At 39.1% G+C, this 11,878-nt stretch carries 12 protein-coding genes; 2 read left to right on the top strand and 10 right to left on the bottom strand.

Annotated features, from left to right (window positions below):
• Nucleotides 1-2: 2 nt before the first annotated feature.
• Complete coding sequence (gene zwf, locus J0J36_RS09730; RefSeq protein WP_153925484.1) at nucleotides 3-1,490, top strand: glucose-6-phosphate dehydrogenase; 1,488 nt, start codon at nucleotides 3-5, stop codon at nucleotides 1,488-1,490.
• A gap of 174 nt (nucleotides 1,491-1,664) precedes the next feature.
• Here the strand turns inward: zwf and J0J36_RS09735 are convergent, their stop codons facing one another.
• From J0J36_RS09735 to mreC, 6 genes are all read right to left on the bottom strand, one after another.
• Entirely contained in the window at nucleotides 1,665-2,192 is a 528-nt protein-coding gene (locus J0J36_RS09735; protein WP_019291480.1) for a YqeG family HAD IIIA-type phosphatase, read from the bottom strand.
• Between the two features lie 71 nt (nucleotides 2,193-2,263).
• Nucleotides 2,264-3,394: a molecular chaperone DnaJ gene (gene dnaJ, locus J0J36_RS09740; protein WP_029343495.1), complete on the bottom strand. Its 1,131-nt coding sequence runs from the start codon at nucleotides 3,392-3,394 to the stop codon at nucleotides 2,264-2,266.
• Between the two features lie 211 nt (nucleotides 3,395-3,605).
• Nucleotides 3,606-4,841, bottom strand: coding sequence for a CHAP domain-containing protein (locus J0J36_RS09745; protein ID WP_019291478.1), 1,236 nt, complete (start codon nucleotides 4,839-4,841; stop codon nucleotides 3,606-3,608).
• A gap of 179 nt (nucleotides 4,842-5,020) precedes the next feature.
• A complete protein-coding gene (locus J0J36_RS09750; RefSeq protein WP_019291477.1) occupies nucleotides 5,021-6,391 on the bottom strand; it encodes a CHAP domain-containing protein in 1,371 nt (456 codons plus the stop codon).
• 141 nt (nucleotides 6,392-6,532) lie between these two features.
• Nucleotides 6,533-7,039: a rod shape-determining protein MreD gene (mreD, locus tag J0J36_RS09755; protein WP_019291476.1), complete on the bottom strand. Its 507-nt coding sequence runs from the start codon at nucleotides 7,037-7,039 to the stop codon at nucleotides 6,533-6,535.
• A 2-nt stretch (nucleotides 7,040-7,041) separates the two neighbouring features.
• Nucleotides 7,042-7,899, bottom strand: coding sequence for a rod shape-determining protein MreC (mreC, locus tag J0J36_RS09760; protein ID WP_019291475.1), 858 nt, complete (start codon nucleotides 7,897-7,899; stop codon nucleotides 7,042-7,044).
• Nucleotides 7,900-8,018: 119 nt separating this feature from the next.
• Here mreC and J0J36_RS09765 point away from each other — a divergent pair, with 119 nt between their 5' ends.
• Nucleotides 8,019-8,471, top strand: a complete 453-nt coding sequence (locus J0J36_RS09765; protein WP_019291474.1) for an NUDIX domain-containing protein — start codon at nucleotides 8,019-8,021, stop codon at nucleotides 8,469-8,471.
• 24 nt (nucleotides 8,472-8,495) lie between these two features.
• Here the strand turns inward: J0J36_RS09765 and rpiA are convergent, their stop codons facing one another.
• The 4 genes from rpiA to J0J36_RS09785 all read right to left on the bottom strand — a co-directional run bounded on the left by rpiA (nucleotide 8,496) and on the right by J0J36_RS09785 (nucleotide 11,754).
• Entirely contained in the window at nucleotides 8,496-9,167 is a 672-nt protein-coding gene (gene rpiA / locus J0J36_RS09770; protein WP_019291473.1) for a ribose-5-phosphate isomerase RpiA, read from the bottom strand.
• 76 nt (nucleotides 9,168-9,243) lie between these two features.
• The gene (locus tag J0J36_RS09775; protein WP_029346083.1) at nucleotides 9,244-10,335 is read right to left on the bottom strand and encodes an ABC transporter permease; all 1,092 of its coding nucleotides are present in this window, start codon (nucleotides 10,333-10,335) and stop codon (nucleotides 9,244-9,246) included.
• A complete protein-coding gene (locus J0J36_RS09780) occupies nucleotides 10,325-11,041 on the bottom strand; it encodes an ABC transporter ATP-binding protein (protein WP_019291471.1) in 717 nt (238 codons plus the stop codon). Before J0J36_RS09780 ends, J0J36_RS09775 begins: the two co-directional genes overlap by 11 nt.
• A 2-nt stretch (nucleotides 11,042-11,043) precedes the next feature.
• The gene (locus J0J36_RS09785; protein ID WP_019291470.1) at nucleotides 11,044-11,754 is read right to left on the bottom strand and encodes a pseudouridine synthase; all 711 of its coding nucleotides are present in this window, start codon (nucleotides 11,752-11,754) and stop codon (nucleotides 11,044-11,046) included.
• Nucleotides 11,755-11,878: the final 124 nt, after the last annotated feature.

Raw genomic sequence — 11,878 nt, forward strand, 5'->3', positions numbered from 1 at the left:
TTATGAGTAAACAAGTACTTTTTACCATGTTCGGGGCTACTGGTGACCTCGCAAAACGGAAACTTTATCCCGCCCTTTTCCAACTTTATAAAAAAGGCGAAATTGCAGAAAATTTTGCAGTGATTGGTACTGCTCGTCGCCCATGGACCGATGAGTATTATCGCCAAATCGTTATGGAATCTTTAGCTGGTTTAAGCAGTGACCAAGAAGAACTCAATAACTTCTCGAGCCACTTCTACTATCAAAGCCATGATGTAAATGACAGCAGTCACTATCATGCCCTCAAGGAGCTCGGAGATGAACTCCGAGAAAAGTATAATACTGCTTGCAACCAAGTTTTCTATCTGGCTATGGCGCCACAATTTTTCTCAATCATTGCTAACCACCTCAAATCAGAAAAGATTCTGACAGGTAAAGGTTTTGAACGTGTGATTATCGAAAAGCCTTTCGGAAGTGATTTGGAAACAGCTCAAGAACTGAATACTGCACTTAAAGATGTCTTTTCAGAAGATCAAACCTTCCGTATTGACCACTATCTCGGAAAAGAAATGATTCAATCCGTTTCGGCTATCCGCTTTGCCAACCAAATGTTTGAATCCATCTGGGACAAGGACCACATCGATAATATACAGATTACTTTTGCTGAAAGTATTGGCGTTGAAGATCGCGGTGGTTATTACGAAACGAGCGGCGCGCTCAAGGATATGATTCAAAATCATGTGCTTCAAGTTTTGGCTTTACTGGCTATGGAAAAGCCTCAAACTTTTACACAAAAAAACATTTTGAACGAAAAGGTTAAGGCCCTTCATAGCATTCGTAAATATTCCAAACAAGAAGCGCTTGAAGCTTTCATCCCTGGACAATATATTGAGGGTAAGATTGACGGTAAGAACTTTGTAGATTATCGTTCTGAACCCTCTGTAGCTCCAGATTCTAACACAGAAACTTTTGTCGCTGGAAAATTCCTTATTGATAATGACCGTTGGGCTGGTGTTCCTTTCTACGTACGTAGTGGAAAACGTCTGACAGAAAAAGGAACACGAATTAACATTGTTTTCAAACAAGACCCTAATAATATTTTTGATACAGATCTTGGGGAAAACATCCTTACCATTTATATCCAACCTACTGAAGGTTTCTCCCTTACAATTAATGGGAAAGAAGTTGGCCAAGGATTCAATATCGCGCCTATCAAATTGGGCTACCGTCATGATGCAGCAATTTTAGGAAATTCTCCTGAAGCTTATGAAAAACTCTTGCTTGACGTTTTACATGGTGATGGCACTAACTTCTCCCACTGGGAAGAAGTTTCCCGTTCTTGGGAACTTATTGATGTTATCCGCCAAGCATGGGATGAAGCGCATCAAGATCTTCCGAAATACCCAGCAGCAAGCATGGGACCACAGGAAGCCTTTGAACTTCTCAAAAAAGATGGAAGACAGTGGATCTGGCAACCTGATCAATGGTATAAAGAACGCGGTTTAATGTAAATAAAAAAAAGAAACTTCATTGAGGTTTCTTTTTTTCCACACATTTATTCACAGTTTTCCACATTTTTGTGAATAAGGTGTGTAAAACTGTGGAAAACTTGGGATAAGTAGAACAATACAGTGGAAAACCTCAGGAAAAGTCCAATAATAGAAAATAACTCTGCCTCTGCAGAGTTATAATCTTGTATTCCATTTAGGATAGCCGTATTTCCGAATCAACTTTTTCCACACACGGCGTTCACGCCAGCGGTTAAACTTGGTACTCCAACCATCAGACTCTACCAATTGTTTCACAAGAATACTGCGAACCCCAGCACGGTGTGCAGCTCGAATATCTGTCATTAATTGGTCACCAACCATAATGACATGGTCCGGTCGTTCGTTAAGTTTAACTAAGGCTTTATTTATTCCCCAAGCAAAAGGTTTCATCGCACGCGAAACAAAATCAACATCAAACTTAGCTACCGCACGTTTGACACGGTCATGTTTATTATTTGAGACAACAATAACCTTTATACCATTTGTACGCATTGTTTGTAGCCATTGATGCAATTCGGGTGTTCCATCGGGATTATTCCAAGCAATAAGTGTATTATCTAAGTCCACCATAATTCCTCGAATATCTCGCTTTTTTAAGTTTTCCACATCCAAGTTATACACAGCTTCTAGAAGATAGTCTGGTTTATAATTCACAAGTTTCATAAAAACATTATACCAAATACAGCAGCATTTACCTAATTGATAAACAAAAAAACTGTCTAACGACAGCTTTTTTATTTAAATTTATCGAAAAATCCTTTTTTCTGTTCTGATACATTTTGTCCGCTAGCTTTTGCAAACTCACGCAAAGCATCACGTTGAGCATCATTCAATTTTTCTGGTGTTACAATATTAATCACAACGTGTTGATCACCTTGACCACTACCACGTAATTTAGGTGCACCTTTACCTTTAAGTCGGAAATTAGTACCTGTTTGCGTACCAGCAGGAATCTTCAACTTCACATTACCGTGAACAGTTGGAACTTCAATCTCATCCCCTAAGGCTGCCTGAACAAAGTTCAATGGCATCTTGTAATAAATTTCGCTACCATCACGTTCAAACTTATCACTTGCAGCAACTTGGAAACGGACATAGAGATCACCGTAAGGGCCACCATTTGTCCCAGCATCACCTTGACCTTGGAGGCGCATTTGTTGACCTGATTCCACACCAGCCGGTACTTTTACCTTAACTGTGTGTGCCAATTTTTCGTGACCTGTACCGTGACATGTTGGACAAGGAGATTTGATTTCCTTACCTGTACCATGACAAACATCACAGACGACATTTGTTGACATACGCCCTAATGGAGTGTCGCGAATAACTTGTGTTTGTCCTCGTCCATGACATTTATGACATGTTTCAGCATGAGTACCTGGTTTGGCACCTGAACCTGCACAAGTGTGACAAAGCTCTTCGCGATGGTATTTGATTTCTTTCTCAACACCAAAAATAGCTTCTTCAAATGTCAAATTGATACGATATTGTAGGTCATCTCCTTGACGTGGTGCATTTGGATCAGCTTGGCCACCGCCTCCACCAAAGAAGCTTGAGAAAATATCCTCAAAACCGCCAAAGCCGCCTGCACTTTGGAAACCGTCAAAGCCAGAGAAACCACCTTGACCTCCGCCAAAACCACCATTAGCACCTGCAGCACCATATTGATCGTAGCTGGCACGTTTTTGTTCATCACTTAAAGTTTCATAAGCTTCTTGAACCTCTTTGTACTTGTCTTCTGCACCCGGGTCTTTATTAATATCTGGGTGATACTTTTTAGACATCTTTCGATAAGCTTTTTTAATTTCGTCTTGGCTGGCATTTTTATCCACACCTAGGCGTTCGTAAAATTCTGTGTTATTCATATGATTTAAACCTTCTTGACATGGAATTTTTAGAGATTTACTTGGTTTTTCAACCACTTACTCTCTAAAAGTAGACTATATTCACTTCTACCATAATCTATTTTAGCATTTTTTATGACTTTTGGCAAAAAAATTAGCACTCTTATATAAAGAGTGCTAAATCCTAGAGATAAAAAATACAAACCGTAGTTTGTATTTAAATTTTATTTAATTATGGTCGAATGAAACTTACACCAGCTGTTGAACATTCACGTGTTGTTCCCCAACCGCCGTTGAAGTTTCCTTCAATAACTGTCATTTTTGAACCAGATACAGAAAGAACAACTGCAACGTGTCCTACGCCGCCTGCGCCTTGATTACCTGGAGGGAATACAGCAATTGTACCTGCTGCAGGTCCACTGTTTGCATAAGCCACCCAGTCACCAGCATTTCCCATGTATGTTGGCATGTTACCACCAAAGTAGTCCCAAACAAATGCAGTACATTGACCAGCTGGATAAGGGTTAGTACCACTGTGTCCTGGGTCTGGATCTGGATCTGGTGTTGGTATCGGAGTTGGATCTGGTGTTGGCGTTGGTTTAGAAGAATTACCATTGCCACCTGTATTATTTCCAGTAGATGGTGTAGACGAATTGCTATTGTCAGCAGTATTATTAGCAGCTGGAGCTGGATTAGAAGCTGCAGGTGCTGCAGCTACAGCTTTTTCTTGTTGAGCTACTACAGACTTCGCTGCTGCTGCTTTTTCTGCTGCTGCTGCTTTTTCTGCTGCTTTTTCTGCTGCTGCTTTTTGGCTCAATAAATCTTGTTTTTTGCCTTCTGCAGTAGTTACTGTAGCTTGGTAGTCTAACTGAGCAACTTTGAGAGCAGCTTCTTGTGTCGCCAACTCATTAGCTTGTGCGTCTAACTCTTGTTGAAGTTTTGTTGCTTCAGCATATTTCTTTTGGTTATCAGCTAACTTCGTTTGAATAGCTTTTTGGTCAGCTTGTTGTTGCTCAATCATTGACTTGTTAGCGCCAGCAACAGTTGCCATTGCTGTCATTTTTTGAATCGCATCTGTTAAAGATTTTGAGTCTAGTACAGCAGACATATAGTTTGTTGCTGAACCATCAGTTTGTGCACTACGTGCTTGAGCTTCAAGGGCAGTATTGCGCTCCTTGATACTCTCACTCAACTTTTGAATCTGTTGTGATTGTTCCTTTTGTTGAGCCATCAACTCATTAACTTTTTTAGTCATTGATGTTTGCTTTGATTTTAAAGTGCTTACTTGTGATTGAATTGAATCAACTTGTGATTGCGCTTTAGCAGCTTCATTCTTTGCATTAGCGATTTTTGAATCTTGTTGTGCAATTTTTGAATCTGTTGAATCAGCCTTTACGGCAGCAAAAGGTGCGCCAGCCGTAAGCACGACTGTCGAGAGCATCAATGCTGTAATAAGTTTTTTCTTCATAAAATTTTAAATTTGCCTCCCTAGGTAGTTCGGTGAATATAGTATATTGTATCATGTGCCTTCACCTGTTTTGTAACAAATCAATTACAGTTACGTTTAAGTTTGTTTCTGTCGGTTTCTGTTTTTTATCAATGCACAAAAAAACAAGAAATATTTCATTACTTGTTTTGAGTTATTTCTTATGGACGGATGAAACTTACACCTGCAGCTGAAACTTCACGAGTTGTGCGGATACCGAGGCCTCCACCATTAGGACCTGAGAAGTTTGTTTCTGAGACAGTAAGTTTATCACCATTTACAGCTGTGACCACAGCAACGTGACCTACGCCACCTGCGCCTTGGTTACCTGGAGGGAATACCGCAATTGTACCAACTGCTGGTCCACTATTTGCGTAAACTACCCAGTCACCGGCGTTACCAGCGTAAGTAGGAATACTTCCACCGAAGTATTCCCAAACACCCCAAGTACATTGTCCCCAAGGGTAAGGATTGCTCAAGCTTGTTCCTGGAGTACTTGATGAACCTGAACCACCAGATACATTATTATTGTTAGTATTATTTGAACCAGTATCAGTAGTTGTAGTTGAGTTTGAACCAGTATTCGTAGTTGTTGTGTTGTTGTTTGATGCTGGTTTGCTTTCTTCTACAGCTGGCGTTGATGCTGCTGGTGCAGAAGCCGCTGGAGTAGTCTCAACAGGTGCTGTAACAACAGGTACTGTTTCTGTATTTACTGTACTTGCATCTGATTTATTTTCGCTCTTAGATGCTGCAGCTTGTTCTGTTTGTGCTTTTTGAGCAGCTTGAGCAGCTTGTTCAGCTTTAGCTTGTTGAGCTTCCACTTCTGCAGCTTTTTTAGCTGCAGCTTCTTGGGCAGCTACTGCAGCTGCTTTTTGATCAATCAAACTTTGTTTTTTACTCTCAGAGTTAGCAATTGTTGTTTGATAATTTAACTGAGCAACTTTGAGGGCGGCTTCTTGGCTTGCCAACTCGTTACTTTGTGTTTCTAACTCTTGTTGAAGTTTTGTAGCTTTAGCGTATTTTGCTTCATTATCTTTCAACTTAGCTTGAATAGCTTTTTCATCTTCTTGTTGCTTTTCAAGCATGGCTTTGTTAGCACCAGAAACGGTTGCCATCGCTGTCATTTTTTGAATTGCATCAGTCAAAGATTTTGAATCCAAGATAGTAGACATATAGTCTGTCGCTGAACCGCTTGTTTGAGCGCTACGTGCTTGTGCTTCAAGAGCTGTGTTACGTTCTTTGATGTCTTTGTGCAAACGAGCAATCTCTGCTGATTGTTCTTTTTGCTCCTTCATCAATTTATTTACTTCATTTGCTGTTGAAGTTTTTTTAGATTGTAAGCTATTTACTTGTGATTGAATCGCATCTACTTTTGCTTGCGCTTCAGCAGAAGAACTTTTAGCAGCGCTGATTGCTGCATCTTGCTTTGCGATTTGATCGTCTGTGCTGTCCGCTTTTACCGCTCCAAGGCTTGCACCCGAAGATAAAATGACTGTCGACAACATCAATGCTGTGATAAGTTTCTTTTTCATAGTTTTCTTTTCTTCCCGTTTTCTATAATTTATAAATATAACGCCAAGATAGTCCCAAGTATAACACTCTTTTATAACTTAATCAAGTCAATTTAATTTCTTTAAGAATACTTTTTTTACCCTTTGATTACAAAAAGATGTTCACCGAAGGCGATACATCTTTTCTAAAGGCCATTGCAGCAGTATTGCAAAGGCAATATTTAGGGCTAACGTTGGTGCAAGTTGCCTAACGATAAATGAGACAAAATTGACATTGACAACACCGACTAAGTTAACAATAAGCGTACTTAAAACTTGAAAAGCAAAAACAATGATAATCACTGTAAATAAACGTGTCCAACGATTGGTAAAGACAACCGTTTGGATTTGATAAACGAAAAGAGCAATAAGAGGTAAAATCAAACTTGCAATACCAAAAATTCCCAAAAAGTAGCTGTCATAGATAATTCCCAAAAGAACACCTACGATAAGAACATAGCTATGACGGTGCTGTGTCACAGTATATACCATAAAAATGAGCAACAAGTGGCTTACAGGCATAATACTTCCACCAGACAAAGCCGTAAAGAAATGCGTCAGCTGCCCATCAAGCAAGAGTAGGAAAAAAAGAAATAAGGGACTAAAAAACTGGAAGCTAAAACGACTCATATTTAGTTGCCTCCAATCATGCCTTGAATCACAAAGACAAACCGGATATCATACAAATTGCTGGCAGGTTTCACATATACTTTACGGTTCAAGCCTTGATCTGTTTCTTTAACATCAATTACGGTTCCAAGCAAGAGACCACGCGGCGAATCACCTCCAAGACCGCTAGTAACAACTTGGCTTCCCTTTTCGATATTACCTTCCCCTACTAAAGAAGTGACAACATAAGCATTCTGATCATCATCATAACTCGCAAGAAGTCCATTTACTGGATCACTCGGGCTACCAAGGCGAACGGGGATTTTAGCGTCAATACCTTTATCGGAGCTCAACAAGGAAACTTTAGAGGAATTTTCGTTTACCTGACTTACACGCCCAATAACACCCCCATTAGCCATGACGAGTTGACGGTTTTTGATGCCTTGTTTACTGCCGCTATCAATTACGAGCGTATCTGCCCAACTGGCCGGATTACGGGTAATCACATTTGCAGAAATACTCTTATAGTCTGTTAATGTTTCTTGAAGCTTCAATGCTTCTTTTAATTCTTTATTTTCAACTTCTAGACTTTCTTGGTTATTTTTTGAACTACTTAAGTCTGCCACCTGCGTTTTTAGGGACTGATTTTGCTTGTATGTATCAAAAAGATTGCCCACTTGATTGGCTTTGTCTTGAACAAAGCGGATCGGTGCACCAATGATTCTGTCTATGGTTCCTGTACCATCATTAATAATTTGTGTCATCGTTGATGGATTTTTATTATTTTTAAAATTATCAGCCGAGATGAAGATTGCTGTAAATGCTGAAATAACAATAATTAAGGCGATAATAATCATTTTACTAAGATTGAATTTTTTCACTGTTCATATTTCCCTTCGCAAGAGCTTTGTTTAGCCTCTTTATTTTATCAAAATTGTCAACTTTTTGATAGAATATAATTAAATTTTCTTCTATAAAATTATATCGGAGGTCCGTAAATATGACACAACAAGAAATTCCAGTCTTCGGTGAAAAAATTGCCGGAGTTGATTACCAATACCGCTATGGAGTGTATGGTATTGTTTCACGTGAAAACAAGAGCCAAATCTGTCTTGTGCAAGCACCAAACGGAGCCTTTTTTCTCCCTGGTGGAGAAATTGAAGCAGATGAAAACCATGCTCGCGCCTTAGAAAGAGAACTTCTGGAAGAGTTAGGTGCGACTGCGACTTTAGGACGTTATTTCGGACAGGCCGACGAATATTTTTATAGCTCACATCGGGATAAATATTTTTGCAATCCTGCTTATATCTACGAGACTTTGGAAGTTCATTTTGATCAGGCTCCTCTTGAGGATTTCAATAAAATTTTCTGGTTTGACGTTCCGACTGCTTTGGTTAAACTCAAGCGCGGTTCTCATAAGTGGGGCGTAGAACAATGGCTTAAGAACAAATAAAAAGAAGGAGCACACTCCTTCTTTTTATTTTTCTATAAGTTTAACTCCGCCTTGTCCTGCAACAATAACTTTTTTGACCATGTTATTAAACAAACCATGTTCGACAACTCCCACTGTTAAATCAAGCTCTTCAGCCAGCTTTTCTGGCTCAGTAATCTTCTCAATATGCAAATCAATAATATAATGTTGCATATCAGTGATGAGCTTGTCTTGGGCATTCATCCGCCATGTTGGTGCATAACCAGCCGCTGCAAATTTTCGGAACAACTGCTCTGATCCGTAAGGGATAACTTCGACAGGAACTTTAAAACTGCCAAGATTTTCTGAAAGTTTACTTTCATCAACAATCCAAATATAATCTTTAGAATATGTTGCAACGATTTTTTCCATCAGCAAGGCCGCACCACCACCTTTAATACCATTAAGGTCAGTATCAATTTCATCTGCACCGTCTACTGTCAAATCAACATAATCCACTTCATCAATTGATTTTAAAGGGATATTAAGACTTGCAGCTTGCTGACTGGTTACATTTGACGTCGTTACTCCAACAATATCTAAACCTTCTTCTTTAACACGGCGCCCCAATTCTTCCACAAAGAAAGCTGCCGTTGAACCTGTTCCCAATCCAACAATCATACCAGACTTCACGTACTCAGCTGCTTTTATACCTACTTGTTTTTTTAAATTTTCCATTTGTAAAATCCCTTCAAATACTCTTCTCAATCATTATAACAAAAAAGCGAAAATAACTCGCTTTTTATTTGAATATCTAAGTTTTTCTTAAACCTTTCAAAGCCACTACATTAGCTACATAAAATACAAGAGCAAGCATTCCTAAAATAAACAGGTTGTTTCCAATTTGAGAGAAACCTTCGCCTTGTTTCACTACTTTTTGAAGTGCATCAACGCCATAATACAGAGGCATAAGATGTGCAATCCAGCGTAAGGGCGCTGCCATTGTGTCGACATTAATAATACCTGAAAAAAGGAATTGTGGTACGACAGCTATCGGAACAAACTGAATAAATTGAAATTCAGTTTTCGCAAGGGCAGACAACAAAAGTCCAATCAACAGCGCAATCAGAGCAATCAATAAATTAATCAACAAGACTAATATAAAGTTCCCCAAAATCTGCATTTGTAAAACATAACGTGTCCAAAGTACAATTAAGCTTGTTTGAAGTAGTGCGAGGAAACCGTAGGCTAAAGTATAACCTGCCACAATTTCAGTACGTCTTACAGGTGTAACCAGCATTCGCATAAGTGTACCACTGCTTCGTTCATTAACAAGTGAAATGCCTGATATTAAAAAGACAAAGAAGAAAACGAAGAAACTTACCAGCAGTGGCGCTAGATTATCAAACATACTCAGGGAACTGTCACCATAAAGATAATGACTTTTTATATTCAGAGCTAGTGTTTCTAACGAGTCTTGCGGCACTTTTTCTGCAGAACTTTTTGCTTGGTTTTCTCGCATACTCGCTGGGATCTTTTGAGCAATTTGTCCAATCATCTGAGTAAGTGCCTGTGTTTTTGACGTATCTCTATTTGCATAAGTTACTTCTATTTCATTTCCTACCAGCTGTATCAGAGCATCTAAATTGTGAGTATTTACTATTTCTCGAGTGTTTAACGTTTCTCCTATTTCAATCACTTTTAGTTTTTCGTTCTGCTTGAGAACTTGTGCTAAAACAGGTTGGTTTTCTTGTAGACCTACACGATATTTTATATCCGAAGGAACTTGAAGAAGAAAATATAAAAGACTGATAATGCCAAGGGGAGCAAAGAAAAGTAAAGCCAAGCTTCGTTTATCTCTCAACCTTTGTAGCAGTATACGTTTAAAAATCGCTTTAATTCTCATCATAATCACCTGCTTGAATAAAGGCCTCTTCCACAGTAGTAACATGAAACTGGGATTTAAGGGCTTCAGGACTACCTTGGGCCACAAAGTGCCCGTCTCTTAATAAAACAACTCGATCACACCGCTCTGCCTCTTCCATTACGTGTGTCGTCAATAGAATAGCTTTGCCCATCTCTGCTTGTCGCTTAAGCTCTGTCCATATTTCCTGTCGAAGTTCTGGATCAATACCAACTGTGGGCTCATCTAGGCATAAGAGAGGAGCACCCGTCTGGAGAGCAATTGCTAAAGATAAGCGACGCTTCATTCCGCCAGAATATTTCGAAACAGCCTTGGACAAAGCTGATGTTAACCCAACGGTTTGAGCAGCTTTGAGCAGCTCCTCTTCACTTATTTTTCCTTGCAAGGCTCCAAAAAATTCCATATTTTGTTTCCCTGTAAGTTCTGTAAACAAGGCATCCGACTGTGCCATATAGCCAATTTTGCACAACACTTTGCGGTTAGGAATCGAGATATCAAGTAGTTTGATTTCTCCACTATTAGGAGCAACAATCCCGAGTAATGCATTCATAAAAGTTGACTTTCCCGAACCTGAAGGACCGATGAGTCCAACAATTTCTCCTGCAAAGAGACTTAAAGATAGTTTTTTTAAAATCTCTTCTTTTTCAAATTGGACACTTAGATTTTTTACAGAAACTATTTCTTCCATAGCTACTCCTTGAGTTTTAAAATTTCCTCTTCTGTGAGCGGACGGTATGCTCCCTTAGTTAATTCCGGATCCAATCTTAAACTTCCCATACGTAACCGTTTGAGATAAGTTACCTTCATCCCTACAGCTTCAAACATTCGTTTGACCTGATGAAATTTACCTTCATGAACAATCAGGCGGATTTCACTTTTATTCTCCTCTGATTTCTCAATAAAAAGTTGACCTGGTTTGACGTTTTCTCCAGATTTCAAGGTCAAACCTGCTGCAAATTCTCGAACAGTCTCTTGTGTAACCTGGCCTTGGATTTGAGCAAAGTATTCTTTTTCTACATGTTTTTTAGGGCTCAGAAGATTATGGCTCAGTGGCCCATCATTTGTTAGCAACAGAAGGCCTTCTGTATCTTTATCTAAGCGCCCTACAGGGAAAAGATCTTCGCGAAAATCTTTTCCCTGTAATAATTCGACAACTGTTTTGTCCTTATTATCCTTCGTTGCCGAAACAACACCAGCGGGTTTATTAAGGAGGTAATAATAAAATTCTTGATAACCTATGGGTTGCCCATCATAATTTATAGAATCTTTATCTGGCTCAACATGTAGTTTGCCGTCTTTCACTTTCTGATCATTCACTGTCACTTTTCCTGTCTTGAGAATCACCTTAACTTCTTTACGTGATCCCAGCCCGGCTTCCGCCAAATATTTATCCAATCTCATACTCTTATTTTACTAGAATTTTGCTTAATATGGATAAGATAAACCTTTAAGAAAGAGTTGACGAATCTTTATTTTTATGACGACTTGTTATATAATAAGGCATACTGAAATTAGTAATTAGGAT

The organism is Lactococcus sp. LG1074, assembly GCF_017309525.1.
GTDB lineage: Bacteria > Bacillota > Bacilli > Lactobacillales > Streptococcaceae > Lactococcus > Lactococcus petauri.